Annotated in this window: 21 protein-coding genes and 7 tRNA genes; 5 read left to right on the top strand and 23 right to left on the bottom strand. The window is 51.9% G+C overall.

Annotated elements, in window-relative coordinates; all coding sequences use genetic code 11:
* Positions 1-46 precede the first annotated feature (46 nt).
* The 10 genes from rihA to miaB all read right to left on the bottom strand — a co-directional run bounded on the left by rihA (position 47) and on the right by miaB (position 10,472).
* Positions 47-982, bottom strand: coding sequence for a pyrimidine-specific ribonucleoside hydrolase RihA (gene rihA, locus OGX90_RS21505; RefSeq protein WP_191226268.1), 936 nt, complete (start codon positions 980-982; stop codon positions 47-49).
* Between the two features lie 116 nt (positions 983-1,098).
* Positions 1,099-1,824: a glutamate/aspartate ABC transporter ATP-binding protein GltL gene (gene gltL, locus OGX90_RS21500; RefSeq protein ID WP_003022754.1), complete on the bottom strand. Its 726-nt coding sequence runs from the start codon at positions 1,822-1,824 to the stop codon at positions 1,099-1,101.
* Entirely contained in the window at positions 1,824-2,498 is a 675-nt protein-coding gene (gene gltK, locus OGX90_RS21495; RefSeq protein ID WP_003831315.1) for a glutamate/aspartate ABC transporter permease GltK, read from the bottom strand. Before gltK ends, gltL begins: the two co-directional genes overlap by 1 nt.
* Positions 2,498-3,238 (bottom strand): glutamate/aspartate ABC transporter permease GltJ, encoded by a 741-nt coding sequence (gltJ, locus tag OGX90_RS21490; RefSeq protein WP_003831316.1) that lies wholly within the window; start codon positions 3,236-3,238, stop codon positions 2,498-2,500. The genes gltK and gltJ overlap by 1 nt, the downstream gene beginning before the upstream one ends.
* A gap of 159 nt (positions 3,239-3,397) precedes the next feature.
* Entirely contained in the window at positions 3,398-4,306 is a 909-nt protein-coding gene (gene gltI / locus OGX90_RS21485) for a glutamate/aspartate ABC transporter substrate-binding protein GltI (RefSeq protein ID WP_003831318.1), read from the bottom strand.
* Positions 4,307-4,718: 412 nt separating this feature from the next.
* Positions 4,719-6,257: an apolipoprotein N-acyltransferase gene (gene lnt / locus OGX90_RS21480; RefSeq protein ID WP_057067709.1), complete on the bottom strand. Its 1,539-nt coding sequence runs from the start codon at positions 6,255-6,257 to the stop codon at positions 4,719-4,721.
* Positions 6,258-6,281: 24 nt separating this feature from the next.
* A complete protein-coding gene (corC, locus tag OGX90_RS21475) occupies positions 6,282-7,160 on the bottom strand; it encodes a CNNM family magnesium/cobalt transport protein CorC (protein ID WP_003022770.1) in 879 nt (292 codons plus the stop codon).
* A 158-nt stretch (positions 7,161-7,318) separates the two neighbouring features.
* Positions 7,319-7,792, bottom strand: a complete 474-nt coding sequence (gene ybeY / locus OGX90_RS21470) for an rRNA maturation RNase YbeY (RefSeq protein ID WP_234692211.1) — start codon at positions 7,790-7,792, stop codon at positions 7,319-7,321.
* A complete protein-coding gene (locus OGX90_RS21465) occupies positions 7,789-8,835 on the bottom strand; it encodes a PhoH family protein (protein ID WP_003022776.1) in 1,047 nt (348 codons plus the stop codon). The genes ybeY and OGX90_RS21465 overlap by 4 nt, the downstream gene beginning before the upstream one ends.
* Positions 8,836-9,041: 206 nt before the next feature.
* Positions 9,042-10,472, bottom strand: a complete 1,431-nt coding sequence (miaB, locus tag OGX90_RS21460) for a tRNA (N6-isopentenyl adenosine(37)-C2)-methylthiotransferase MiaB (protein WP_003831327.1) — start codon at positions 10,470-10,472, stop codon at positions 9,042-9,044.
* Positions 10,473-10,617: 145 nt separating this feature from the next.
* Between miaB and ubiF the strand changes: the two genes are divergently transcribed.
* On the top strand, positions 10,618-11,793 hold the full coding sequence (gene ubiF, locus OGX90_RS21455; protein ID WP_234692212.1) for a 3-demethoxyubiquinol 3-hydroxylase: 1,176 nt from the start codon (positions 10,618-10,620) through the stop codon (positions 11,791-11,793).
* Positions 11,794-11,913: 120 nt separating this feature from the next.
* Here ubiF and OGX90_RS21450 read toward each other — a convergent pair.
* The 12 genes from OGX90_RS21450 to nagB form a co-directional block, all read right to left on the bottom strand.
* Positions 11,914-11,988 (bottom strand) — tRNA-Gln (locus OGX90_RS21450).
* 36 nt (positions 11,989-12,024) lie between these two features.
* Positions 12,025-12,099, bottom strand: a tRNA-Gln gene (locus OGX90_RS21445).
* A gap of 43 nt (positions 12,100-12,142) precedes the next feature.
* Positions 12,143-12,219: transfer RNA gene (locus tag OGX90_RS21440), tRNA-Met, on the bottom strand.
* A gap of 21 nt (positions 12,220-12,240) precedes the next feature.
* Positions 12,241-12,315 (bottom strand) — tRNA-Gln (locus OGX90_RS21435).
* 37 nt (positions 12,316-12,352) lie between these two features.
* Positions 12,353-12,427, bottom strand: a tRNA-Gln gene (locus OGX90_RS21430).
* Between the two features lie 23 nt (positions 12,428-12,450).
* Positions 12,451-12,535 (bottom strand) — tRNA-Leu (locus tag OGX90_RS21425).
* Between the two features lie 8 nt (positions 12,536-12,543).
* Positions 12,544-12,620 (bottom strand) — tRNA-Met (locus OGX90_RS21420).
* 223 nt (positions 12,621-12,843) lie between these two features.
* Positions 12,844-14,508, bottom strand: a complete 1,665-nt coding sequence (gene asnB, locus OGX90_RS21415; protein WP_008784099.1) for an asparagine synthase B — start codon at positions 14,506-14,508, stop codon at positions 12,844-12,846.
* A gap of 251 nt (positions 14,509-14,759) precedes the next feature.
* On the bottom strand, positions 14,760-15,512 hold the full coding sequence (gene nagD, locus OGX90_RS21410; RefSeq protein ID WP_003022792.1) for a ribonucleotide monophosphatase NagD: 753 nt from the start codon (positions 15,510-15,512) through the stop codon (positions 14,760-14,762).
* A gap of 166 nt (positions 15,513-15,678) precedes the next feature.
* Positions 15,679-16,899 carry a DNA-binding transcriptional regulator NagC gene (gene nagC / locus OGX90_RS21405; protein ID WP_218659452.1) on the bottom strand — a complete coding sequence of 407 codons (1,221 nt, stop codon included), beginning with the start codon at positions 16,897-16,899 and terminating at the stop codon, positions 15,679-15,681.
* A gap of 8 nt (positions 16,900-16,907) precedes the next feature.
* Positions 16,908-18,056, bottom strand: coding sequence for an N-acetylglucosamine-6-phosphate deacetylase (gene nagA, locus OGX90_RS21400; RefSeq protein WP_003831339.1), 1,149 nt, complete (start codon positions 18,054-18,056; stop codon positions 16,908-16,910).
* A gap of 61 nt (positions 18,057-18,117) precedes the next feature.
* Positions 18,118-18,918, bottom strand: coding sequence for a glucosamine-6-phosphate deaminase (nagB, locus tag OGX90_RS21395; protein ID WP_003022803.1), 801 nt, complete (start codon positions 18,916-18,918; stop codon positions 18,118-18,120).
* Between the two features lie 342 nt (positions 18,919-19,260).
* Here nagB and nagE point away from each other — a divergent pair, with 342 nt between their 5' ends.
* The 4 genes from nagE to OGX90_RS21375 all read left to right on the top strand — a co-directional run bounded on the left by nagE (position 19,261) and on the right by OGX90_RS21375 (position 25,290).
* Positions 19,261-21,210: a PTS N-acetyl glucosamine transporter subunit IIABC gene (gene nagE, locus OGX90_RS21390; RefSeq protein WP_003831342.1), complete on the top strand. Its 1,950-nt coding sequence runs from the start codon at positions 19,261-19,263 to the stop codon at positions 21,208-21,210.
* A 187-nt stretch (positions 21,211-21,397) separates the two neighbouring features.
* Positions 21,398-23,065: a glutamine--tRNA ligase gene (gene glnS, locus OGX90_RS21385; protein ID WP_048226099.1), complete on the top strand. Its 1,668-nt coding sequence runs from the start codon at positions 21,398-21,400 to the stop codon at positions 23,063-23,065.
* 436 nt (positions 23,066-23,501) lie between these two features.
* Positions 23,502-24,908: a chitoporin ChiP gene (gene chiP / locus OGX90_RS21380; protein ID WP_008784105.1), complete on the top strand. Its 1,407-nt coding sequence runs from the start codon at positions 23,502-23,504 to the stop codon at positions 24,906-24,908.
* Positions 24,909-24,957: 49 nt separating this feature from the next.
* A complete protein-coding gene (locus OGX90_RS21375; protein ID WP_008784106.1) occupies positions 24,958-25,290 on the top strand; it encodes a ChiQ/YbfN family lipoprotein in 333 nt (110 codons plus the stop codon).
* Positions 25,291-25,340: 50 nt separating this feature from the next.
* Here the strand turns inward: OGX90_RS21375 and OGX90_RS21370 are convergent, their stop codons facing one another.
* Entirely contained in the window at positions 25,341-26,636 is a 1,296-nt protein-coding gene (locus OGX90_RS21370) for an MFS transporter (RefSeq protein WP_008784107.1), read from the bottom strand.
* Between the last annotated feature and the right edge of the window lie 19 nt (positions 26,637-26,655).

The raw sequence follows: 26,655 nt of genomic DNA, 5'->3' as shown, positions 1-26,655 counted from the left end.
GCACGATTTTGTAGGCCGGATAAGCGTTAGCGCCATCCGGCGTGTATTAGGCGTAAAACTTCAGCCGTTCTGCCAGCAAATCGACAAACCCTTCGCGATCCACGTCTACCATTACGGTGGCGTTTGGCTTATTGCCGCTCAGGAAGTAGTAATCCACCACGGTCATTCCCTGGGTATATTTACCCTGAGTTTCCACGCCGACCCAGCGTTCAACGGTGGTAAACAGTTCAGGTTTCAGCAGCCAGGCAATGGTGCATGGATCATGCAGTGGCGCGCCGATGAATCCCCATTTTTCATCTTTATGATACTCAAAGAAGAAGTCGAGTAGTTCAGCCACGATCGTCGAAATAGGATTGCCGATAGCGCGGAACCGCTCGGTATCTTCGCGATGTATTTGCGCTTTATGCGTGACGTCCAGACCAGCCATCACCACTGGAATGCCAGACTGGAATACGATTTCAGCGGCTTCAGGATCCACGAAAATATTGAACTCGGCGGCGGGCGTCCAGTTTCCGAGGCCCATCGCACCACCCATAATTACGATACGGGCGATTTTGGCGTGCAGCTCAGGATGGCTATTCAGAAGCAATGCTACGTTAGTTTGCGGCCCGGTGGAGACAATGGTCATCAGTTCCGGGCTTTCACGCAGGGTTTTCGCCATCAGTTCCACGGCGGTACAGTCTTGTGGCGCAAAAGCGGGTTCCGGCAGCGCCGGGCCATCAAGTCCACTCTCGCCGTGAACGTTATCGGCGATAATCAGATCGCGCATTAGTGGTTTCACTGCGCCACCAGCTACTGGTATATCCGTACGGTTGAGCAACGTTAACATGCGCAACACGTTACGCAGCGTTTTGTCAGGTGTCTGGTTACCGGCTGATGAGGTAATCGCTTTCACATCCAGTTCTGGTGAGGCGAGGGCGAGCACAATTGCGATAGCGTCGTCATGACCCGGATCGCAATCAAACAGGATAGGAAGTGCCATTGTTGCTCCTTGTAAGTGGGACTTTGTGACAAGGTTAACGCTGGGCTGTATGTGTTTCGAGAGGCGAAGGGATAAAGCGTGAGGTGGCGCGCACATGGAGGTGCGCGCCAGCAAGATTAGTGCAGTATTTTCGCGAGGAAGTCTTTGGCGCGGTCCGATTTCGGATTAGCGAAGAACTCTTCTTTCGGCGAGTCTTCAACAATTTTCCCTTCATCCATGAAGATCACCCGGTTCGCCACTTTACGCGCAAAGCCCATTTCGTGGGTTACCACCATCATGGTCATCCCTTCATTGGCCAGTTCAACCATAACATCCAGTACTTCGTTGATCATTTCAGGATCAAGCGCCGACGTCGGTTCGTCAAACAGCATGGCGATAGGATCCATGCACAGCGCCCGGGCGATAGCGACACGCTGTTGCTGGCCCCCTGAGAGCTGAGCTGGAAACTTCTCCGCATGTGCTGACAGACCAACGCGTTCCAGTAACTTTTGCGCTTTGTCGCGGGCCGGTTTTTTATCGCGCTTGAGCACTTTTACCTGCGCCAGAGTCAGGTTCTCAATGATCGACAGGTGAGGGAACAGTTCAAAGTGCTGGAACACCATACCAACGCGAGAGCGCAGTTTGGCCAGATCGGTTTTTTTATCATTCACCACGGTACCATCAACGGTGATGACGCCTTGTTGTACCGGCTCCAGCCCGTTCACCGTTTTGATAAGCGTTGATTTACCTGAACCTGACGGGCCGCAGACCACCACCACTTCCCCTTTTTTCACTTCCGTGGAGCAGTCGGTCAGCACCTGAAAGTGACCATACCATTTAGAAACATTTTTCAGGGTAATCATTAAACTGTCCTTTTCTTCAAATAGCTGACCAACAACGATGCGCTCAGACTGAATACAAAATAAACGGCGCCAGCAAACAGGATCATTTCAACCTGTGTGCCGTCACGCTCGCCAATGGTAGAGGCGGTACGGAAGAAGTCTGCCAGACTTAATACGTAGACCAGCGAGGTATCCTGGAAGAGTACGATGCCCTGGGTTAGCAGCAGCGGTACCATCGCGCGGAATGCCTGCGGCAGAATAATGAGCTTCATCGACTGCCAGTGGGTCATCCCCAGAGCCAGCGCGGCGCTGGATTGCCCACGAGAAATACTCTGGATACCGGCACGGATAATCTCGGAATAGTACGCGGCTTCAAACATCGAAAACGCGACCATTGCTGAGATCAGGCGAATATCGGTTTTTGGCGACAGACCCAGTACGTTTTGCAGGAAGCCGGGCACAATCAGGTAGAACCACAGCAGCACCATGACCAGCGGAATAGAACGAAATACGTTGACGTAGCCTTTCGCAAACCAGGCTATCGGCGCGAAGCTGGACAGACGCATGACGGCCAGGATAGTTCCCCAGACAATACCAATGACTACCGCCGTAACGGTGATTTTCAGCGTGATGATTAACCCATCCAGCAGATACGGCAGGGAAGGGATGATAGAACTCCAGTCAAATTCGTACATTATTTGCCTCCCAAATTGCCAGGCAGGCGGATTTTACGTTCAACAAGATTCATCACCAGCATGATGACGGCGTTAATCAGGACGTAAGCCAGAGTGATAGCGGTAAACGATTCCCATGCGTGGGCGGAGTAATCCAGCAGTTTGCCTGCCTGTGCCGCCATATCGACCAGGCCGATGGTGGAGGCGATCGCGGAGTTCTTCACCAGGTTCATCATCTCTGAGGTCATTGGCGGAACAATCACGCGGTATGCGTTTGGCAACAGAACATAGCGGTAGGCCTGCGGTAACGTCAGTCCCATCGCCAGTGCGGCGTTTTTCTGCCCACGAGGCAGAGACTGAATAGCGGCGCGAACCTGTTCGCAGACGCGCGCGGCGGTAAACAGCCCCAGACAAAGCATTGATGAGAGGAAGAACTGGATGTTGGGATCCAACTCAGCCTTGAACCACATCCCAATGTTTTCCGGCAGCAGTTCCGGAATAACCAGATACCAGGTAAAAAACTGGACGATGAGCGGAACGTTACGAAACAGCTCAACGTACAGCGTGCCGATCCCAGAAAGGAAACGATTTGGAACGGTACGTAAGATGCCGAATAAAGAGCCTATGAGGAAAGCGATAATCCAGGCGGTGATGGATAACGCGACAGTGACCTGGAAACCACTCCAGAGCCAGCCGAGATAGGTGGTGTTGCCGAACGGGGCTTGTTGTAAAAAAATACCCCAGTTCCAGTCTATAGACATAAATCTACTCCAGAAAAAAAAGGGTAGCAGCGCTACCCTCGAAGATTGTTATTCGGCGTTTTGCGGTTTTCAGGCCTGATGGGGAACGACCATCAGGCTTATAGTCTGTCCGTGCCGAGTAACAATCGAGAGGGAGGGGAAGCCTCCCATTTATTTTAGTTAGTTAAGCGCTTTATCATTTGGTTCTTTGAACAGAGCTTTCATCTCGTCTGACAGTTCGAAATTCATGTTCAGGTTCTTCGGTGGAATTGGATTTTTAAACCACTTATCAAACCATTTCTCAGCTTCGCCTGAGGTTTGCGCCTTGGCGATAGTGTCGTCCATCAGCTTTTTGAACTCAGGATCATCTTTGCGCAACATACAGCCGTAGGCTTCCTGAGACTGTGGCTTGCCGACGATCTCCCAGTTGTCTGGTTTCTTCGCTTTCGCGCGCTCGCCAGCCAGCAGGGCGTCATCCATCATAAAGGCAACGGCGCGACCGCTTTCCAGAGTACGGAAAGAGTCACCGTGGTCTTTCGCGCTGATGATGCGCATATCCATTTTTTGTTCTTCATTCAGCTTGTGCAGCAGAACTTCGGAGGTGGTACCCGAAGTCACGACTACGGCTTTACCTTTCAGATCGGCGAAATCTTTGACGTCGCCGCCTTTTTTCGCCAGCAGACGGGTGCCGACAACGAAAATGGTGTCAGAGAAAGCGGCTTGTTTTTGGCGCTCGACGTTGTTGGTGGTGGATCCACATTCAAAATCGAAGGTGCCGTTTTGCAGCAGCGGGATACGGTTTTGTGAAGTAATCGGGATCAGTTTCACCTGCAGATCAGGCTTGTTCAGCTTTTTCTTCACGGCGTCAACGATCGCGTTGGAGTAATCCTGTGAATAACCGACCACTTTTTGCTGATTATCGTAGTAAGAAAACGGTACTGATGATTCACGGTGGCCGACAACGATCACGCCATTTTTGGCGATCTTATCCAGCGTGCTGCCTGCCGCTGGTGCTGCGTCTTCTGCGTGCGCCAGACCGGCGGACATTCCCATGACCAGCATGGCAGTGGCGAGCTTACGTAATTGCATATCCAACTCCTTTATCGTCTGCGCCAGGGACGCATTGATACCCATTGTGATGTTGTTATTGTTTGCTACTAAAACGTGCAGTCTTGTATGTGTTTGTTAACATTTAGTTTGGATGAATGTAAAGAATTTGCTGTGTTATTGTTTATTTTTGCGAAGTGCGCCGCACCATTTGGGGGCAAAAATATCTTGTTGCACTTTTCAGGTGCTACCGGCGCTCAACTTTGGTGCGACCAGGTTGCACATTCAGCCAAAACAGCGTTTGCCTTGTAGAACAAAGCAATAGACGTGCCAGAATGGTCTTTTGGAGGGGGGAAGTAGGCCTGATAAGCGTAGCGCCATCAGGCACGATGCTGCACAACTGCCGGATGGCGGCGTACCGCCTTATCCGGCCTGCATTTGATGGGGCACTGTTTTACTTACGACGTTGGCGCAGACTCATTACCACTGCGCCAAAGCCAAACAGCGCGGTTAGCAGCCAGAGCGGCCAGTTTCCGGTACGGGCATAAGGGGTTAAGCCCGTCGTTGGCGTCACGCTGGTGGTCAGCACCTGACGGGTAAACTGCGGGATCATCGCCTGAACTTCGCCCTGCGGACCAATCACCGCCGTAATACCGTTGTTGGTGCTACGCAGCAGAGGTCGCGCCAGCTCCAGGGAACGCATACGCGCCATCTGGAAGTGCTGCCACGGGCCAATAGATTTACCAAACCATGCATCGTTGGAGATAGTCAGCAGGTAGTCCGTATCCGGGCGGAAGTTATCCCGTACCTGTTCGCCAAGAATGATTTCGTAGCAGATGGCAGCGGTCAGCTTAAAGCCGTGTGCATGCAACTGTGGCTGTACATAAGGACCGCGGCTGAACGAAGACATTGGCAGGTCAAAGAATGGCGCTAGCGGGCGTAGGATAGATTCCAGCGGGACAAACTCGCCAAACGGTACCAGATGGTTTTTGTTATAGCGGTTGCTGGAGTCGTAGCTGTATGGGCTGTCTTTACCCAGTGTGATGATGGTGTTGTAGGTGTCGTAACGATTCTGCTTGTTCAGACGTGCGTCTACAATACCGGTAATCAGCGTGCTATTTTTCGATTTCAGCAGGTCATCCATCATACTCAGAAAACGCTGCTGGTTAATTTCCAGGTCCGGAATAGCGGATTCTGGCCAGATGATGAGCTGTGATTTGCCCATCTCAGGCTGGGTGGCGTCGAGATAAATCTTCAGGGTGTTGAGTAACTGGCCTTCATCCCATTTGAGCGACTGCGGGATGTCACCCTGCACCATCGAGACCTGGGTGGTTTTTTCCGGCTCCAGCGTGTACCACTGAATATAACGTAGCGGGAAGGGCAGAGCGAAAAGCACCACGGCGGTAGCCAGCGGCTTCCAGTTACGCGTTACCAGTGCAAGTGCCAGCAGGCCGCTAACCATCATCAGCAGGAAGTTTATCGCCTCAACGCCCATTACCGGCGCCAGCCCTTTTAACGGACCGTCGATCTGGCTGTAGCCGAACTGCAGCCACGGGAAACCGGTCAGTACCCAGCCGCGTAGAAATTCAGTGATTTGCCAGACTACCGGCGCGGCAATCGCTACGCGTATCCAGGTAGTTTTCGGCCACAGACGCGCCAAAACGCCGGCAAACAGGCCAGTGTAGAGGGAAAGGTAAGCAGCAAGCAGAACCACGAGGAAGACGTTAACGGGGCCCGGCATACCGCCAAACTGCGCGATACTGACGTAAACCCAGTTGATGCCTGAGCCAAACAGTCCCAGTCCCCAGAAATAGCCGATAGCGGCAGACTGGAGCGGACGGCGGTTGAAGGTGAGAGCCTGCAGGCCCATCAGCGAAACAATCGCAGCGGGCCAGATGTCATACGGTGAGAAAGCCAGTGTCCCGCAGGCACCGAATAATAACGCCAGCAGCAGGCGAATGCGCTGGCGTTCAATTAAAGGGGCAAATGCCATGTAGTCTTAGATCCAGTTTCGGGTTTATTCGTCCAGTTTGGGCTGGGGTGAGTCGTCCGGAATTCTGACATGAACCTGAATAATACGACGGCTGTCGGCCATTGCCACTTTGAACTGGTAACCATCAATGTCGATGGTCTCTCCACGCGCGGGCAGATGACCGAAGGCCTGCATGACCAACCCGCCAATGGTATCCACTTCTTCATCGCTGAAATGCGTGCCGAAAGCTTCGTTGAAGTCTTCAATCGGCGCCAGTGCACGAATAGTCCAGGTGTGGCGACTGAGCTGACGGAAATCAATATCATCTTCTTCGTCGTACTCATCTTCAATTTCACCGACAATCAGTTCAAGGATGTCCTCAATGGTCACCAGACCTGAGACACCGCCAAACTCGTCGATGACGATAGCCATATGATAACGCTGGGAGCGGAACTCTTTCAGCATGCGGTCAACCCGCTTGCTTTCAGGGACGACAACCGCCTGGCGTAACACTTTCTCCATGCTGAAGGCTTCGGCATCGCTACGCATAAATGGCAGCAGATCTTTGGCCATCAGAATCCCTTCAATGTGATCCTTGTCTTCGCTAATTACCGGGAAACGCGAGTGGGCAGACTCGATAATGACATCGAGGCATTCGTCCAGAGTTTGGTTGCGTTTCAGGGTAATCATCTGGGAGCGAGGGATCATGATGTCGCGAACGCGTTGGTCCGCAATATCCATTACCCCTTCGAGCATATCGCGCGTATCTTCATCGATAAGGTCGTTTTGCCCGGAATCACGGATCAGCTCCAACAGTTCGTCGCGGTTTTTCGGTTCACCGTGGAAAAGTTGGCTCAGTAACAGGGAAAAAAATCCCTTTTTGCTGTTTAAGGTGTCACTACTGTGTGAATTGTCGTCGCTCATGGCGTCGTATGGGTTCTCATGTTAGTTAATACAAAGCGCGTCATGCGTTTACTCAGCTGTTGACGGCATGTTTTGCCTGATGGCGCTACGCTTATCAGGCCTACGAAAGGCATGAATGTAGGCCGGATTAGGCGCAAGCGCCGCCATCCGGCAAGCTACTATTCTGCAATCTTCTCGGCAATGTACGGATCCTCATAGCCCAGAGCAAGCATAATCTCTGTTTCGAGGGATTCCATTTCTTCCGCTTCATCGTCTTCAATATGGTCGTAGCCGAGTAAATGCAGGCTACCGTGCACCACCATGTGCGCCCAGTGGGCCTCAAGCGGTTTGCCTTGCTCCTGCGCTTCTTTCTCAACCACCTGACGGCAGATGATCAAATCGCCCAGCAGCGACATCTCAATGCCCGGCGGAGCCTCAAACGGGAAAGAGAGCACGTTGGTGGATTTATCTTTCCCGCGATAGGTCAGGTTCAGGTCGTGGCTTTCCGCGTCATCGACCAGACGAATCGTCACTTCAGACTCTTCCTGAAATTGGGGGATCACCGCATCCAGCCAGCCCTGAAACTGACTTTCTGTTGGCAAACCGGATTCGTCTTCACATGCCAGCTGTAAATCGAGGATAACCTGACTCATTTTTGTTCCTGCTCCTGAGCTTCGCGCTTGCGTTCTGCAGCCTGCTCGGCTTTGCGTTTCTGTTCTGCTTCTTCCCAGGCTTCATACGCCGTGACGATACGGGCGACCACCGGGTGGCGCACCACGTCTTCGCTATGGAAGAAATTAAAACTAATTTCGTCGACTTCAGCCAGCACTTCAATGGCATGACGCAGACCGGATTTGGTGCTACGCGGCAGGTCAATCTGGGTGATATCGCCAGTGATGACCGCTTTGGAGTTAAAGCCGATACGGGTCAGGAACATTTTCATCTGTTCGATGGTGGTGTTCTGGCTTTCATCAAGAATGATGAACGCATCGTTCAACGTACGACCGCGCATATAGGCCAGGGGCGCAACTTCAATGACGTTACGCTCAATCAGCTTTTCAACCTTTTCAAAGCCGAGCATTTCGAAAAGCGCGTCATACAGCGGTCGTAAATACGGATCGACTTTCTGGCTGAGATCTCCTGGCAGGAATCCCAGTTTTTCGCCCGCTTCCACTGCCGGACGGGTCAGCAGAATGCGACGGATCTCCTGACGCTCAAGCGCATCAACCGCAGCGGCAACCGCGAGATACGTTTTACCCGTACCCGCAGGGCCCACACCAAATGTGATGTCGTGGTCGAGGATATTCGCAATGTACTGTGCCTGGTTCGGCGTGCGCGGCTTAATTACTCCACGCTTGGTTTTGATGTTCACCGCTTTGCCAAATTCAGGCACGCTGTCTGCGCTTTGCTCAAGCACACGCGCTTCTTTGATCGCCAGATGAATTTGTTCAGGCTCGATGTCCTGCGTCTGACCGCGCATTGGGGCGGTATCGACGTACAGGCTACGTAAAATATCTGCCGCAGCGGTGACGCAAATTGGACGACCGGTCAGTTTAAAGTGGTTATCACGGCGGTTAATTTCGATGCCGAGGCGACGTTCCAGCTGTTTGATGTTGTCATCAAATGGGCCGCAAAGGCTCAACAGGCGGGCGTTGTCTGCGGGTTCAAGGGTGATTTCGCGAGTGTCTATGTTCAAACTGTTCCTCTTATGCATGTCTCGCCGGACGCTGAACATTTACCGGCATCTAAGGAAATTATTCACGCCATGGGGGAAAGGCGCAAGCATTGCAGCAAATATGGGGATGATAGGGCAGATTACAAGACCCGCCGGGACAGCGAGCCCAGGATTGTAGGCCCGATAAGTGTAGCGGTATCGGGCCTTTTTTACGTTTTTCAGCAGGATTAAGGCTGATAAATACCGACGCCCAGATCGTTTTCTTTGCGGGTACGCGCAATGACCGATTCAGGGGATTCTGCGATACGCAGACCCATTTCGTCCTCGGTACGCACCACTTTACCGCGCAGGGAGTTAGTCCAGACATCGGTAATTTCTACGTCTACGAACTTACCGACCATATCCGGGTTGCCTTCAAAGTTCACCACACGGTTATTTTCGGTACGGCCTGACAGTTCCATGATGCTCTTACGCGATGTGCCTTCAACCAGAATGCGCTGGGTCGTGCCGACCATACGGCGGCTCCAGGCCATAGCTTGCTGGTTGATACGCTCCTGTAGAATGTACAGACGCTGTTTCTTCTCTTCTTCCGGTACGTCGTCAACCATATCGGCGGCAGGGGTGCCAGGACGCGCAGAGAAAATAAAGCTGTAGCTCATGTCAAAATTGACGTCAGCAATCAGCTTCATGGTCTGCTCGAAATCCTGCGTGGTTTCACCCGGGAAGCCAACGATGAAGTCGGAGCTAATCTGGATATCCGGACGTGCAGCGCGCAGTTTGCGGATGATCGCTTTGTATTCCAGCGCGGTATGGGTGCGCCCCATCAGATTCAGTACGCGGTCTGAACCGCTCTGTACCGGCAGATGCAGGAAGCTCACCAGCTCTGGCGTATCGCGATAAACTTCAACGATATCATCGGTGAATTCAATCGGATGGCTGGTGGTGAAGCGGATACGATCAATACCGTCGATCGCGGCCACCAGACGTAACAGATCGGCAAAAGACCCGATCGTGCCGTCGTAGTTCTCACCACGCCAGGCGTTCACGTTTTGCCCCAGCAGGTTCACTTCACGCACGCCTTGGGCTGCAAGCTGGGCGATTTCAAACAGAATATCATCCGCCGGACGGCTGACTTCCTCACCGCGGGTGTAGGGCACCACGCAGTAAGTACAATATTTATTACAACCTTCCATGATGGACACAAACGCGCTTGGACCTTCAGCACGCGGTTCTGGCAGGCGGTCGAACTTTTCGATCTCCGGGAAACTGATATCAACCACCGGGCTACGGGTCGTGCTTCCACGCACTTTGTTGATCATTTCCGGCAGGCGGTGCAGAGTTTGCGGCCCAAAAATAATATCGACGTAATGCGCGCGCTGGCGAATATGATCGCCTTCCTGAGACGCAACACAGCCACCGACCCCAATGATGAGCTTGGGGTTTTTCTCTTTTAACAGTTTCCAGCGGCCCAGTTGATGGAACACTTTTTCCTGAGCCTTCTCACGGATTGAGCAGGTATTCAGCAGCAGCACATCCGCTTCTTCCGCCACGTCAGTCAGTTGATACCCATGAGTGGCATCCAGCAGATCGGCCATCTTCGATGAATCGTATTCGTTCATCTGACAGCCCCAGGTTTTAATATGGAGTTTTTTGGTCATCGACTTGCTCTTGCGAAATTGTGGCTGAAATGCAGGGCGCATAGTGTACTGCTTTGGCGCGGTTGTGACCAGTATGACGGATGTCAGCCTCAAGGGGTAAAAAATCCTGTAAACTTACACAATACATGTAACTGGATAATTGACCATGACAAATCAACCAACGGAAATTGCCATTGTCGGCGGGGGGATGGTCGGCGGCGCGCTGGCGCTTGGACTGGCGCAGCATGGATTTACGGTAACGGTCATTGAGCATGCCGTTCCCGCGCCGTTTGTGGCTGACGGACAGCCTGATGTCAGAATTTCTGCCATTAGTTCCGCGTCGGTGTCGTTGCTAAAAGGGCTGGGCGTCTGGGATACGGTGCAGGGGATGCGCAGCCATCCTTATCGTCGACTGGAAACGTGGGAGTGGGAAAATGCCCATGTGATGTTTGATGCCGCCGAGCTTAAGCTGCCTCTGTTGGGCTATATGGTGGAAAACACGGTCCTGCAACAGGCGCTCTGGCAGGCGCTGGAAGCTCACCCCAAAGTCACGCAGCGCGTACCGACGTCCCTGATTTCTTTGCATCAACATAACGATCGACATGAGCTTGAGCTGGCAGGCGGCGAAACCATTAGCGCGAAGCTGGTCATCGGCGCCGATGGTGCCAACTCTCAGGTGCGAAAAATGGCCGGGATTGGTATCCATGCCTGGCAGTACGCGCAGTCCTGTATGTTGATAACCGTGCAATGCGAAAATTCACCGGGAGACAGCACCTGGCAGCAATTTACGCCTGACGGCCCGCGCGCGTTTTTACCGCTGTTTGATAACTGGGCCTCGTTGGTGTGGTACGACTCACCGGCTCGCATCCGCCAATTGCAAGCGCTGAATATGCCGCAATTGCAGACGGAGATTGCTAAACATTTTCCATCGCGACTCGGTAAGGTGATGCCAGTGGCTGCGGGGGCGTTCCCGCTTACGCGTCGTCATGCGCTGCAATATGTGCAACCGGGGCTGGCGCTGGTAGGTGATGCCGCGCATACCATTCATCCGCTGGCGGGGCAGGGCGTTAATCTGGGCTTTCGTGATGTCGATGCGTTGATTGATGTGCTGGTGAACGCGCGCAGCTACGGTGAATCCTGGGCCAGTCAGCCGGTGCTCAAGCGCTATCAGAATCGCCGTATGACTGACAATTTCATCATGCAAAGCGGTATGGATCTGTTCTATGCCGGATTCAGCAATAACCTGCAGCCGCTGCGCATCATGCGTAATCTCGGGCTCATGGCCGCAGAGCGCGCTGGCGTACTGAAACGTCAGGCACTGAAGTATGCGTTAGGGTTGTAGCTCGAGTGGTGCCTGATGGCGCTACGTTTATCAGGCCTACAAGTCATGTAGGCTGGGTAAGGCTTGCCGTCACCCAACGTTAGAAAAGCAAAAAGCTCGCCGAAGCGAGCTTTTTTAATATGGCTGGGGTACGAGGATTCGAACCTCGGAATGCTGGTATCAGAAACCAGAGCCTTACCGCTTGGCGATACCCCAACGGGTGCACCCACAGAGTGGACGACTTTTTGAAATTGGCTGGGGTACGAGGATTCGAACCTCGGAATGCTGGTATCAGAAACCAGAGCCTTACCGCTTGGCGATACCCCAACAATTTTTTGGATTTACCGAACGAGTCGATACGTCCTTAATATGGTGGCTACGACGGGATTCGAACCTGTGACCCCATCATTATGAGTGATGTGCTCTAACCAGCTGAGCTACGTAGCCAAATACTAACATTTTCTTCGATGGCTGGGGTACCTGGATTCGAACCAGGGAATGCCGGTATCAAAAACCGGTGCCTTACCGCTTGGCGATACCCCAATGACCGTTACGGTGAACCGCTATATCGAAGAAAAAATGGCTGGGGTACCTGGATTCGAACCAGGGAATGCCGGTATCAAAAACCGGTGCCTTACCGCTTGGCGATACCCCATCCGTGCAACGCTTACGGGTGAATGGTGCGGGAGGCGAGACTTGAACTCGCACACCTTGCGGCGCCAGAACCTAAATCTGGTGCGTCTACCAATTTCGCCACTCCCGCAAAAAAGATGGTGGCTACGACGGGATTCGAACCTGTGACCCCATCATTATGAGTGATGTGCTCTAACCAGCTGAGCTACGTAGCCATCTTTTTTTCGCGTAACCTTATCGGCGTTGCGGGGCGCATTATGCGTATTGAGCCTTGAAGCGTCAACCCCTTTTTCATTGAAAATAGCTGGAATGTGACTGTTTGGTTAGGTTGCGAACAGCATGACGCAATATTCGGCAATTATTAGTTATTAATTGTTTTTTTGCACAGAAAACAAACATAAAAAAAGAGCCCCGCAGGGCTCTTATCTAAGGATTAACTTATTTATAAGCGGACTGGTGTACGCCAACGGCACGGCCAGATGGATCGTTCATGGTTTTAAACGCCTCATCCCATTCGATCGCCTTAGCAGAAGAACAGGCAACCGACGGCCCGCCCGGCACACATTCGGCAGCGCTTGCTACCGGGAACAACTCTTCGAAAATCTCACGGTACAAATACGCTTCTTTAGACGATGGCGTGTTGTACGGGAAACGGAAGCTGGCAGTTTCCAGTTGTTGGTCAGAAACTTGTTCTGCAGCCACCTCTTTCAGAGTGTCAATCCAGCTGTAACCGACACCGTCAGAGAACTGCTCTTTCTGACGCCATGCGACGCTTGCCGGCAGGTAGGACTCAAAACATTCGCGCAGAACGTGTTTTTCCATTTTGCCGTTGCCGCACATTTTGTCCTGCGGGTTGATGCGCATCGCCACATCAAGGAATTTCTTATCCAGGAAGGGCACGCGAGCTTCTACACCCCAGGCCGACATGGCTTTGTTGGCACGGGCGCAGTCGAACATATGCAGCGCTTGCAGCTTGCGCACGGTTTCTTCGTGCAGTTCTTTTGCATCTGGCGCTTTGTGGAAATAGAGATAGCCGCCAAACACCTCGTCCGAACCTTCACCCGACAACACCATTTTAATACCCATCGCTTTAATTTTACGCGACATTAAGTACATTGGCGTCGAGGCGCGAATCGTCGTGACATCGTAAGTTTCGATGTGGTAAATCACGTCGCGGATCGCATCCAGACCTTCCTGCACGGTGAAGTGGATCTCATGGTGCACGGTCCCCAGATGGTTCGCCACCTCTTGCGCAGCTTTCAGATCCGGAGCGCCTTCCAGGCCGACGGCGAAGGAGTGCAGCTGTGGCCACCAGGCTTCGCTACGTTCCTGATCTTCAACACGGCGTGCCGCGTATTTTTTAGTTATCGCGGAAATGACAGATGAATCCAGACCACCGGACAACAGAACTCCATAAGGAACATCTGACATCAGGTGACTTTTCACCGCATCTTCCAGCGCCTGGCGCAGCTCGTTTTTATCGGTAACGTTGTCTTTGACGGCATCGTATTCAAACCAGTCGCGCTGGTAGTACTGACGAATTTCACCGTCTTTACTCCACAAATAGCTACCGGCCGGGAATTCTTTGATTGTGCGGCAGACAGGAACCAGCGCTTTCATCTCAGACGCAACGTAGAAGTTACCGTGCTCGTCGTAACCCATATACAGCGGGATGATCCCGATATGATCTCGACCGATCAGGTAGGCGTCCTGCTCGCTGTCGTACAGGGCAAAAGCGAACATGCCTTGCAGGTCATCGAGGAACGCGGGTCCTTTTTCCTGATACAGCGCGAGGATAACTTCGCAGTCGGAACCGGTCTGGAACTGGTAGCGATCGCCGTATTCAGCACGCAGTGTCTGGTGGTTATAAATTTCACCGTTAACCGCCAGGATATGTGTCTTCTTCACGTTGTACAGCGGCTGAGCACCGGCATTGACGTCGACGATGGACAGACGTTCGTGCGCCAGAATGGCGTTATCACAGGCGTAAATACCTGACCAGTCCGGGCCGCGGTGGCGCATCAGACGAGACAGTTCCAGGGCTTTTTTACGCAGTTCAACTGCGTCAGTTTTAATATCGAATACGCCAAAAATAGAACACATAACCTTCTCCGTTAACCAGTTGCGTGATGCTTTTTATGTTTGCTTGATAAAGAAAATGCCGCAAAGCTGGAGAGGGCGCAAGCGAATTACGGGTCAGAAAATAAAAAACGCAATGGTCATTGCTGATTGATGAAAAAAGATTATGTAATGAACGCTATTATTGATGAATCAACAGTGAAGTGGTGATTTTATTGAATGGATGTATTTTTCAGGCCGGATAACTTGCAGATGTTGTTATCCGGCTAAAGAGATTAAATGACGTCTATTTCAGCAACGGACGGGTAAATCCAGCTTGGTCTGAACGGCATGTTGTCAATATCATCAAGCTTGGATACGCCAGACAGTACCAGGATAGTTTCCAGACCCGCCTGAAAACCTGCCAGAATATCGGTACGCAGGTTGTCACCAACGATAACGGTTTCTTCCGAGTGCGCCTGCATTTTGTTGAGAGCCGCGCGAATAATCCACGGGCTGGGTTTGCCGACATAAAACGGTTTACGACCTGAGATCTTCTCAATACCGGCACAGAGTGCTCCACAGGCGGGATAAAAGCCGCGACCGTGGGTATCCGGGTTAGTGGCGATAAAACGCGCGCCGTTGGCGACAAAATACGCCGCTTTATGCATCATGTCCCAGTTATAGGAACGTGTCTCGCCAACAATCACAAAATCGGGGTTCACGTCGGTAATGGTAAATCCAGCTTTATACAGTTCGTGTATTAACGCGCCTTCACCCACCACATAGGCCTTTTTTCCTTCCTGGCGACGAAGAAAATCAGCGGTAGCCATCGCGGAAGTATAAAAGACGCTATCAGGGACATTCACACCCGCGGTGGCGAAGCGGTTTGCCAGATCTTGCCCGGTCTGCGAAGGGTAGTTAGTCAGCAGGACTAACGGCAGGCCTTTTTCCAGGATCCCAGTCAGAAATTCTGCCGCACCCGGTACAGCAACATTGTCGTGCATCAGCACGCCGTCGATATCACAAATTACATTCTTAATGGCCATGGACAATCCGACATTAAAAAAAGAAGGCATTACTATACACAAAATACACTACATCATTCGAGTTGCATCAAGGCGGCAAGTCTGCGACCCCCTGGAGCTTACTGAAGTAAGTGACCGGGGTGAGCAGATGCAGCTAACGCAGAGGCAGCTCGAAGGATGACGTGTATTAGTTTTCCAGCAAACGTTGCAGCAGTGTACCGTTGAGCATTGCGCGCTTCACCAGCGCAAAGGCGCCAATGGCGGAGCGGTGATCCAGCGTGGACCGAACCACCGGTAAATTATGGCGAAACGCCTTTAACGCCTGCGTGTTGATACAGCTTTCTATCGCAGGCAGCAGCACCTTATCTGCCTCGGTAATTTCGCCCGCAATGACGATTTTTTGCGGGTTAAACAGGTTGATGGCAATGGCGATAGTTTTACCCAGATGGCGACCAACGTGCTCAATGACTTCTGATGCCAGATTATCGCCTTTATTCGCGGCCTTACAGATGGCTTTGATGCTGCAATCATCCAGCGTGAGTCGACTTGGATAACCCTGCTTCAGTAAGTTTTGCACGCGATGTTCAATAGAAGCATTGGCGGCAATGGTTTCCAGGCAGCCGAAATTACCGCAGTGACAGCGCTCACCCAGCGGCTCTACCTGAATATGACCAATCTCGCCGACGTTGCCATTGCGACCGATGAAAATTCGACCGTTGGAGATGATACCCGCGCCGGTTCCGCGGTGCACTCGCACCAAAATGGAGTCTTCGCAATCCTGGCTTGCCCCGAAATAGTGCTCAGCCAGCGCAAGGCTGCGAATATCATGACCAACAAAGCAGGTGACTTTGAAGCGTTTTTCGAGCGCTTCGACCAGTCCCCAGTTTTCGACCTGAATGTGTGGCATATAGCGGATGACGCCGCTTTCAGGATCGACAAGGCCTGGCAGGATGACAGAAATTGCGATCAGCTCACGGATTTTCCGCTGGCAGCTCTCAATAAAGATGGCAATGGTGTTGAGCAGCGCATATTCCAGCGTTTCCTGGGTGCGCTCCGGGAGGGGGTAATGCTCTTCGGCGACAACTTTACTGCTCATATCATAGAGCGTGAGCGTTGTGTCGTGGCGACCCAGTCGTACGCCAATGGCGTGGAAATTGCGGGTTTCTGTGACGATAGAGATAGCGCGGCGGCCCCCGGTGGAGGCCTGCTGATCGACTTCTTTGATCAGCCCGCGTTCGATCAACTGACGCGTAATTTTGGTTACGCTGGCGGGGGCAAGCTGGCTTTGCTCGGCAATTTGAATTCGCGAGATTGGCCCATGCTGGTCAATCAGGCGATAAACCGCCGCGCTGTTAAGCTGTTTTACGAGATCAACATTACCTATTTGAGCTTGTCCGCCTGGTGTCATTCTTTCTCTTACTCAGTAACGACCTCGTTGCCATTAACGATGGTCTTGATAATTTTAAAGTCGTGCGTGAACGCAGTCAGGTTGGCTACTTTGCCTGGCGCGATGCTGCCGAGTTGTTTGTCGACGCCGATGGCGCGAGCAGGGTAGAGCGTTGCCATGCGTAAGACTTCGTCGAGGGCGATATTTGCATGCTCGACCAGATTGCGTACGCCTTCAATCATGGTTAATGATGAACCGCTCAACGTGCCGTTCTCATCAACACACAGTCCATTGCGGTAGTATATTGTTTTACCAGCGAAAATGAACTGTTCAATGTTTGCACCTGCTGGCGCGGTCGCGTCAGTAACCAGGCACAGCTTGTCGCCTTTCAGGCGCTTAGCATTACGAATGTTAACGTAGTCAACGTGCAGGCCATCGGCGATGATACCGCAGTAGATATCGGCTTCATCCAAAATAGCGCCCGCCAGACCGGGTTCGCGGCCGGTAATGTACGGCATCGCGTTGAACAGGTGCGTTGCAAAGGTAATACCTGCACGGAATCCGATTTTTGCTTCTTTTACCGTTGCATTGGAATGACCCGCAGAAACCACGATACCCGCATTCACCAGTTTGGTGATGACCTCTACCGGGACCATTTCTGGTGCCAGTGTGACTTTGGTGATCACATCCGCATTATCGCACAGGAAATCAACCAGTGCAGCGTCCGGCTGACGGACAAATCCCGGATTATGGGTACCTTTTTTCACCAGGTTCAGCCACGGGCCTTCAAGATGAAGTCCTAATGCCTGATTCGGGTGTTTCGCCAGGTATTCACGCATCACGCGAACACCTTGTTTCATCAGGTCATCGCTGGTGGTGATAAGCGTTGGCAAATAGTTGGTGCAGCCAGATTTTTCATTGGCTTTTTGCATGATTTCCAGCGTTTCAACGGTTACGGCTTCTGCCGTATCGTTAAACTGCACGCCACCGCAGCCGTTCAGCTGTACATCAATAAAACCGGGGGAAACAATGGCCCCATTCAGTGAGCGCTGTTCAATCCCTGACGGTAATTCAGCCAGTGGGCAAACGCTGTCGATCAGGCCATTGGCGACAACAATCGCATGGTCATCAAGAATTTCGTGACCGGTAAAGATCCGGCCCTGGGTTAAAGCATACATTCCGACCCCCGATTTCAAAAAAATGCCGCCCTGCAACTTATCGACAGGGCGGAGACATCAATTACAGACCTTTAATATTTTCCGCTTCTAACTCGTTGAAGTATTTCAGCGTCTTCACTTTCAGTTCCATGGTGGAAGGCTCATCGCAGACCACAACGGCTTTTGGATGCAACTGCAGGCAGCTGATGGTCCACATGTGGTTAACGTTGCCTTCAACGGCGGCTTGCAGCGCCTGTGCTTTCTGGTGGCCCAGAACCAGGATCATCACTTCTTCAGCATCCAGCAGGGTGCCCACGCCAACGGTCAGCGCATATTTAGGCACCTGGCTTACGTCGCCGTCAAAGAAGCGTGAGTTAGCAACACGTGTGTCGTGAGTCAGCGTTTTGATGCGGGTACGGGAAGCCAAAGAGGAAGCTGGCTCGTTGAACGCGATGTGACCATCGTTGCCTACACCGCCCATAAACAGGTGGATTTTACCGTAAGAACGGATTTTTTCTTCATACTGACGGCATTCTGCATCAATATCCGGCGCGTTACCATTGAGGAGGTTGATGTTTTCTGCTGGAATATCAACGTGATCAAAGAAATTGCGGTGCATAAAGCTGTGGTAGCTTTCCGGATGCTCTTTCGGCAGGCCAACATATTCGTCCATGTTGAACGTAACAACATGCTTGAAGCTCACCTGGCCCGCTTTGTGCATTTCAACCAATGCTTTATAAGCTGTCAGCGGAGTACCGCCAGTCGGCAGGCCCAGAACGAACGGACGATCTGCCGTTGGTTTGAACGCGTTAATACGGTTAACGATATGGCGAGCAGCCCATTTGCCGACTTGTTCAGCGGTATTCAGGGGGATCAGTCTCATTCTTCACCTCAAAAGTAAAAGTAAGCAGTTGGCGGATTGAGTCTCTGTGCAGTAATAAGCGTAACCTGGTTTTGCATCGGTAAGGATCAATCCGTTTCGATTTTTTGAATGATAAAATAAGTTTTCGTAGTTAGCCAGTGAAAGGGAGGGTTAATAACGATATTTGGTGACTGGAATCACAAAAAACACGCGTTTAATTTGCGATACGAATTAATTTTTCACACACTCTGAATGTAGATGAATGGTTAATATCGTTGTTCCAGAATCTTGCTGTCAGGAATGGTCGCACAATAAAAATATGGCTTCAAAGAAGCCTAATCGGGGTCTCGTAGGGGGAATAAAATGAATATTTTAGGTTTTTTCCAGCGGCTGGGTAGGGCGTTACAGCTCCCCATCGCTGTGCTGCCAGTCGCGGCACTGCTGCTGCGATTCGGCCAACCAGATTTACTTAACGTACCCTTCATCGCGCAAGCGGGTGGGGCCATCTTTGATAACCTCGCGTTAATTTTTGCGATCGGTGTTGCTTCCAGCTGGTCAAAAGACAGCGCAGGTGCAGCAGCGCTGGCAGGTGCGGTCGGTTATTTCATATTGACCAAAGCAATGGTTACCATTAACCCTGCAATCAATATGGGTGTGCTGGCTGGTATCATCACCGGTCTGGTCGGCGGTGCCGTGTATAACCGCTGGTCTGGTATCAAACTGCCTGACTTCCTGAGCTTCTTTGGCGGCAAACGCTTTGTGCCGATCGCCACTGGCTTCTTCTGTCTGGTGCTGGCTGCTATCTTCGGTTACGTATGGCCGCCGGTACAGAATGCCATCCATGCGGGTGGTGAGTGGATCGTGGGCGCTGGTGCGCTGGGTTCCGGTATCTTTGGTTTCATCAACCGTCTGCTGATCCCAACCGGTCTGCATCAGGTGCTGAACACCATCGCCTGGTTCCAGATTGGCGAATTTACTAACGCTGCAGGTACCGTATTCCACGGTGACATCAACCGCTTCTACGCGGGTGACGGCACTGCGGGTATGTTCATGTCTGGCTTCTTCCCAATCATGATGTTTGGTCTGCCGGGTGCGGCGCTGGCGATGTACTTCGCGGCTCCGAAAGCACGTCGTCCGATGGTTGGCGGTATGCTGCTGTCCGTTGCGATCACCGCGTTCCTGACCGGTGTTACCGAGCCGCTGGAATTCCTGTTCATGTTCCTGGCTCCACTGCTGTACCTCCTGCACGCACTGTTAACGGGTATCAGCCTGTTCGTTGCAACACTGCTGGGGATCCACGCAGGCTTCTCCTTCTCCGCAGGTGCTATCGACTACGTGTTGATGTACAACCTGCCGGCAGCAAGCCAGAACGTCTGGATGCTGGTGGTGATGGGGCTGGTGTTCTTCGTTATCTACTTTGTGCTGTTCAGCGCGGTTATTCGTATGTTTAACCTGAAAACGCCGGGCCGCGAAGATAAAGAAGACGATATCGTTACTGAAGAAGCCAACAGCAACACTGAAGAAGGTTTGGCTCAACTGGCAACCAACTACATTGCAGCGGTTGGCGGTACTGATAACCTGAAAGCGATTGATGCCTGTATCACTCGTCTGCGTCTGACCGTTGCCGACTCCGGCCGCGTAAACGATGCGATGTGTAAGCGTTTAGGTGCATCTGGAGTAGTTAAGCTGAACAAGCAAACTATCCAGGTCATCGTGGGTGCGAAAGCCGAATCCATAGGCGACGAAATGAAGAAAGTTGTCGCGCGTGGTCCGGTGGCAGCAGCATCTGGTGAAAGTGCGCCAGCAGCAGCGGCCCCAGTAGCAAAACCGCAGGCTGTAGCGAATGCAGTCACCGTTGAAGCGCTGGTTTCTCCGATTACTGGTGACGTAGTTGCGCTGGAACAGGTTCCTGATGAAGCCTTCGCCAGCAAAGCAGTAGGCGACGGCGTGGCAGTGAAACCAACGGATAAAATCGTGGTTGCTCCGGCTGCGGGCACCATCGTGAAAATCTTCAACACTAACCATGCTTTCTGCCTGGAAACTGTTAAAGGCGCGGAAATCGTGGTCCATATGGGCATCGATACCGTAGCGCTGGAAGGCAAAGGCTTTAAGCGTCTGGTTGAAGAAGGTGCGGAAGTTACTGCAGGCCAACCGATTCTGGAAATGGATCTGGAGTTCCTGAACGCCAACGCACGTTCGATGATAAGCCCGGTTGTGTGCAGCAACAGCGATGATTTCGGCGCTCTGGTTATTAAAGCCGAAGGTCATGTGGTTGCCGGTCAAACACCACTGTATGAGATTAAAGGTAAATAACTGCTCCTGAGTAAAGTGAGTTAAGTGCCTTAAGCGGCGGGGGATATTCCTCCGCCGCTTTTTTTTGCAGCAAATGCCCTCATATATCCTGTTGAAACACCTTTTTTGTGCAACTAATAGTTGTCTCCTGACGTCGCTTATAAGATCATACTCCGTTATACGTTGTTTACGTTTTGAGGAATCCACGATGAGTGAGGCTGAAGCCCGCCCGAGTAACTTTATTCGTCAGATCATCGATGAAGATCTGGCCAGTGGTAAGCACACCACTATCCATACCCGTTTTCCGCCGGAGCCAAATGGCTATCTGCACATTGGCCACGCGAAATCCATTTGTCTGAACTTTGGCATTGCGCAAGATTACCAGGGCCAGTGCAACCTGCGTTTTGATGATACGAACCCGGTTAAAGAAGATATCGAGTACGTTGAGTCGATTAAAAACGACGTTGAATGGTTAGGTTTCCACTGGACTGGCGATATTCGCTACTCTTCGGATTACTTCGATCAGCTTCACGCCTATGCGGTAGAGCTTATTAATAAAGGCCTGGCGTACGTTGACGAACTGTCAGCGGACGAAATCCGCGAATACCGCGGCACGCTGACTCAGCCTGGCAAAAATAGCCCGTACCGCGATCGTAGCGTCGAAGAGAACCTGGCGCTGTTCGAAAAAATGCGTGCCGGTGGTTTTGAAGAAGGCAAAGCGTGCCTGCGTGCGAAAATCGACATGGCGTCGCCGTTTATCGTGATGCGCGATCCGGTGTTGTACCGCATTAAGTTCGCCGAACACCACCAGACCGGCAACAAGTGGTGTATCTACCCGATGTACGACTTTACCCACTGCATCAGCGATGCGCTGGAAGGCATTACGCATTCCCTGTGTACGCTGGAGTTCCAGGATAACCGTCGTCTGTACGACTGGGTGCTGGACAACATCACCATTCCGGTTCATCCGCGTCAGTACGAATTCTCGCGCCTGAATCTGGAATATACCGTGATGTCCAAGCGTAAGCTGAATCTGCTGGTGACCGACAAGCACGTTGAAGGCTGGGACGATCCGCGTATGCCGACGATTTCTGGCCTGCGTCGTCGCGGTTACACCGCTGCCGCGATCCGTGAGTTCTGCAAACGCATTGGCGTGACCAAGCAAGACAACACCATTGAGATCGCTTCTCTGGAATCCTGTATCCGCGAAGATCTGAACGAAAATGCCCCGCGCGCGATGGCGGTTATCGATCCGGTTAAACTGGTTATCGAAAACTATCCGCAGGGCGAAAGCGAATTGGTCACCATGCCTAACCATCCGAACAAACCGGAAATGGGCAGCCGCGAAGTGCCATTTAGCGGTGAAATTTGGATCGATCGCGCAGACTTCCGTGAAGAAGCGAACAAGCAGTACAAGCGTCTGGTGATGGGCAAAGAAGTACGTCTGCGTAATGCTTATGTGATCAAGGCCGAACGTGTTGAGAAAGATGCGGAAGGGAATATCACCACCATTTTCTGCACCTACGATGCCGACACCCTGAGCAAAGACCCGGCCGATGGTCGTAAAGTCAAAGGCGTTATTCACTGGGTGAGCGCATCCCATGCGCTGCCGATTGAAATTCGCTTGTACGATCGTCTGTTTAGCGTGCCAAATCCAGGCGCGGCGGAAGACTTCCTGTCCGTTATTAACCCGGAATCGCTGGTCATTAAGCAGGGTTACGGTGAGCCGTCGCTGAAGGCAGCGGTTGCAGGTAAAGCGTTCCAGTTTGAGCGTGAAGGTTACTTCTGCCTGGACAGTCGTTATGCAACGGCTGACAAGCTGGTGTTTAACCGTACCGTTGGTCTACGTGACACGTGGGCTAAAGCGGGCGAATAAGCCGCAACACATCCTCTCTAAACGCCGCTTCATGCGGCGTTTTTTTTCGCAAAAAAACCGTGTTCCAGGCTCCGTTTGCGGAGCGAATTAATTACATGTCCGTAATAATGGACTGGGCGAATGTTTTTACGTTTAAATAACTTACCTCAATATGAAATGGGCTGAAACCGATTTCATCTCCATGGAAAACAAGCGATTTTTTCATTTCTTCAACGCTTTTTTATCTTCCGATGAAAATGTAACAGAAAGCAATCAAATATGTGCGGTTGCTCATACTATTACATACTCGTTACAGAAAGAGATTGATAATTCGCGTCGCGAAAAATAGTCTATTCATTGTAGTCACTGAGGTTTTCTTAGCGCTACTTTTTTATTTTTTGTTTTTTCGCTGTCCGCTTTTGTCGGCAGCATTTTATACGTCAAAGAGGATTAACATATGCGTACGTTTAGTGGCAAACGTAGTACGCTGGCGCTGGCAATCGCCGGTATTACAGCAATGTCGGGTTTTGTTGTCGCTCCGCAGGTACACGCCGAAGGATTTATTGATGACTCAACCTTAACCGGCGGCATCTATTACTGGCAGCGTGAGCGTGACCGTAAAGATGTGACCGATCATGACAAATATAAAACCAACCTTTCTCACTCCACCTGGAACGCTAACCTCGACTTCCAGTCCGGTTACGCGGCCGATATGTTTGGTATTGATATCGCGGCATTTACCGCTATTGAAATGAACGAAAGTAGCGAAAGCGGCCATCCAAACGAAATCGCATTCTCTTCCAAAAATAAAGGCTATGACGAGGATTACTCCGGCGATAAGAGCGGGATTAGCCTTTATAAAGCAGCAGCTAAATTTAAATACGGCCCAACCTGGGCGCGCGCCGGTTACATTCAACCAACCGGGCAGACTCTGCTGGCACCGCATTGGAGCTTTATGCCAGGTACCTATCAGGGAGCTGAAGCCGGTGCCAACTTCGATTACGGTGATGCTGGCGCACTGAGCTTCTCCTATATGTGGGCTAACGAATATAAAGCACCGTGGCACACCGAAGTCGATAAATTCTATCAGGCTGATAAAAAGACCAGTGTTGATTACCTGCACTCAATTGGCGCGAAATATGACTTCAAAAATAACCTGTTGCTGGAAGCGGCATTTGGTCAGTCTGAAGGTTATGTCGATCAGTACTTCGCAAAAGCCAGCTACAAATTCGATTTAGGCGGTAACCCATTTACCACCAGCTACCAGTTCTACGGTGCACGCGACAAGGTTGATGATCGTACCGTGAACGATATTTATGATGGCACTGCCTGGTTGCAGGCGTTGACCTTTGGCTACAAAGTGGCAGAAGTCGTTGACCTTCGTCTGGAAGGGACCTGGGTTAAAGCGGACGGCCAGCAGGGTTACTTCCTGCAGCGTATGACCCCAACCTACGCCTCTTCAAACGGTCGTCTGGATGTCTGGTGGGATAACCGTTCTGACTTCAACGCCAACGGTGAAAAGGCAGTCTTCTTCGGCGCAATGTATGACCTGAAGAACTGGAATCTGCCGGGCTGGGCGGTAGGTGCATCCTACGTTTACGCATGGGATGCTAAGCCATCAACCTGGCAGCTCAACCCGGATGCGTACTACGACAAAAACCGGACTATCGAAGAATCTTCTTACAGCCTGGATGCGGTCTACACCCTGCAGGAAGGTCGTGCGAAGGGCACCATGTTTAAGCTGCACTTCACTCAGTACGACAACCATTCAGACATTCCGAGCTGGGGCGGTGGCTACGGCAACATGTTCCAGGATGAGCGCGACGTGAAGTTCATCGTTATTGCTCCGTTCACCATCTTCTAATGCCAACAGCGGCAGGCCGGGTGCCTGCCGCATCGTTGAGGAAAGTGCTATGAAAAAACTGATACTCATCGCCGTTATGGCATCAGGGCTGGTGGCGTGTGCGCAATCTCCTGCGCCGAAAGAGGACAGCCGTCTGAAAGAAGCCTACAGCGCGTGTATTAATACCGCGCAGGGATCGCCGGAGAAAATTGAAGCCTGCCAAAGCGTGTTGAATGTGCTGAAGAAAGAAAAACAGCACCAACAGTTTGCCAATGAAGAAAGCGTACGCGTGCTGGATTATCAGCAGTGTATCCAGGCCACGCGCACGGGTAACGGTCAGTCCGTCAATGCTGATTGTGACAAGGTCTGGCAGGAAATACGCAGTAAGAATACTGCGCAGTAAATCGAAAAATGAAAATACAACGGGCGGAGAATTCTCCGCCCGTTTGCATGTCAGAGTTTCTGTTCGGCCGGTTGATAATGACGACTCAGGCGGACAAACAACATTGCCGTGGCGGCGAGTCCGCAAAGTGCCGCGCACATCAGCCACCATCCCGGCGAGCTTTTATCTCCGGTTAGCTGGACCAGCGCCGTGGATATGACGGGTGTCAGACCGCCAAAAATCGCCGTAGCCAGACTGAAGGCCAGTGAAAAACCCACCGTACGGACATAGACAGGCATCACCTCGGTGAGTGCCGCGACCATTGCCCCATTGTACATACCAAAAAAGAACGAGAACCAAAGCAGAACCAACGTCATGCGCATAAAATCTGGCGCGGCGGTGAGCCAGTGCATGACCGGCCAGGTGGTGAGCAGTGCGAGTACGGTAATCCCCATCAACACCGGGCGGCGACCAATTCGGTCAGAAATCGCTCCGCCAATCGGCAGCCAGATAAAGTTAGAAATACCGACCAGCATGGTGACGACCAGGCTATCGCGCGCGCTCAGGTGGAGTACAGCCCTGCCATAGGTCGGGGTATAGACGGTAATAAAGTAAAACGTCGTTGTGGTCATCGCCACCAGCAGTGTACCCGCTGAGATCAGACGCCAGTTTTTGATGATAGTGGTGAAAATTTCCCTGGTGTCGGGACGGTGTGTACGTTGTAAAAATGCGTCCGTTTCCTGAAGCGAGCGGCGCAGGACGAAGATCAACGGAATAATCATACAACCAATAAAGAACGGAATGCGCCAGCCCCATTCAGAGATTTCATCGTGCCCCAGCGTGGCATTCAGGCCGTAGCCAATCAGCGCTGCCACCACAATGGCAACCTGTTGGCTGGCAGACTGCCAGCTGGTGTAGAAACCTTTATTGCCAGGCGTGGCGATTTCAGAAAGATAAACCGAAACGCCGCCCAACTCTACGCCCGCAGAGAAGCCCTGCAATAATCGACCGACTAATACCAGCACAGGAGCCAGCAGGCCAATACTTTGATAACCGGGAACCAGAGCAATCAACAGGGTCCCGCAGCCCATGATCGCCAGCGTCACCATCAGTCCTTTGCGGCGACCAATTCTGTCGATATAAGCACCCAGCACGATTGCGCCAACGGGCCGCATTAAAAATCCCGAACCGAAAACCGCAAAGGTCAACATGAGCCCGGCAAACTCACTCTCCGCGGGGAAGAAAGTCTTTGCGATATAGGTGGCGTAAAACCCGAACAGAAAAAAGTCGAACTGTTCGAGAAAATTACCGCTGGTTACCCGCAGTATTGCGCCGAAAGTTCCGGTGCGCGATGGTTGTTGTGTCATTGGGTTTGCTCCACTGTCT

This window comes from Citrobacter sp. Cpo012 (assembly GCF_030333015.1).
In the GTDB taxonomy this organism is placed as follows: Bacteria; Pseudomonadota; Gammaproteobacteria; order Enterobacterales; family Enterobacteriaceae; genus Citrobacter; species Citrobacter portucalensis.
This window is presented reverse-complemented; position numbering and strand designations above follow the sequence as displayed.

Bases quoted from the DNA above. Each gene is read 5' to 3' on its own strand.
- nagE (WP_003831342.1), top strand. From the start codon at position 19,261: ATGAATATTTTAGGTTTTTTCCAGCGGCTGGGTAGGGCGTTACAGCTC.
- gltL (WP_003022754.1), bottom strand. From the start codon at position 1,824: ATGATTACCCTGAAAAATGTTTCTAAATGGTATGGTCACTTTCAGGTG.
- rihA (WP_191226268.1), bottom strand. From the start codon at position 982: ATGGCACTTCCTATCCTGTTTGATTGCGATCCGGGTCATGACGACGCT.
- chiP (WP_008784105.1), top strand. From the start codon at position 23,502: ATGCGTACGTTTAGTGGCAAACGTAGTACGCTGGCGCTGGCAATCGCC.
- gltJ (WP_003831316.1), bottom strand. From the start codon at position 3,238: ATGTCTATAGACTGGAACTGGGGTATTTTTTTACAACAAGCCCCGTTC.
- asnB (WP_008784099.1), bottom strand. From the start codon at position 14,508: ATGTGTTCTATTTTTGGCGTATTCGATATTAAAACTGACGCAGTTGAA.
- corC (WP_003022770.1), bottom strand. From the start codon at position 7,160: ATGAGCGACGACAATTCACACAGTAGTGACACCTTAAACAGCAAAAAG.
- OGX90_RS21375 (WP_008784106.1), top strand. From the start codon at position 24,958: ATGAAAAAACTGATACTCATCGCCGTTATGGCATCAGGGCTGGTGGCG.
- gltI (WP_003831318.1), bottom strand. From the start codon at position 4,306: ATGCAATTACGTAAGCTCGCCACTGCCATGCTGGTCATGGGAATGTCC.
- gltK (WP_003831315.1), bottom strand. From the start codon at position 2,498: ATGTACGAATTTGACTGGAGTTCTATCATCCCTTCCCTGCCGTATCTG.
- lnt (WP_057067709.1), bottom strand. From the start codon at position 6,257: ATGGCATTTGCCCCTTTAATTGAACGCCAGCGCATTCGCCTGCTGCTG.
- glnS (WP_048226099.1), top strand. From the start codon at position 21,398: ATGAGTGAGGCTGAAGCCCGCCCGAGTAACTTTATTCGTCAGATCATC.
- ybeY (WP_234692211.1), bottom strand. From the start codon at position 7,792: ATGAGTCAGGTTATCCTCGATTTACAGCTGGCATGTGAAGACGAATCC.
- miaB (WP_003831327.1), bottom strand. From the start codon at position 10,472: ATGACCAAAAAACTCCATATTAAAACCTGGGGCTGTCAGATGAACGAA.
- nagD (WP_003022792.1), bottom strand. From the start codon at position 15,512: ATGGCCATTAAGAATGTAATTTGTGATATCGACGGCGTGCTGATGCAC.
- nagA (WP_003831339.1), bottom strand. From the start codon at position 18,056: ATGTATGCTTTAACCCAGGGCCGGATCTTTACCGGTCACGAAATTCTT.
- nagC (WP_218659452.1), bottom strand. From the start codon at position 16,899: ATGACACCAGGCGGACAAGCTCAAATAGGTAATGTTGATCTCGTAAAA.
- OGX90_RS21370 (WP_008784107.1), bottom strand. From the start codon at position 26,636: ATGACACAACAACCATCGCGCACCGGAACTTTCGGCGCAATACTGCGG.
- ubiF (WP_234692212.1), top strand. From the start codon at position 10,618: ATGACAAATCAACCAACGGAAATTGCCATTGTCGGCGGGGGGATGGTC.
- nagB (WP_003022803.1), bottom strand. From the start codon at position 18,918: ATGAGACTGATCCCCCTGAATACCGCTGAACAAGTCGGCAAATGGGCT.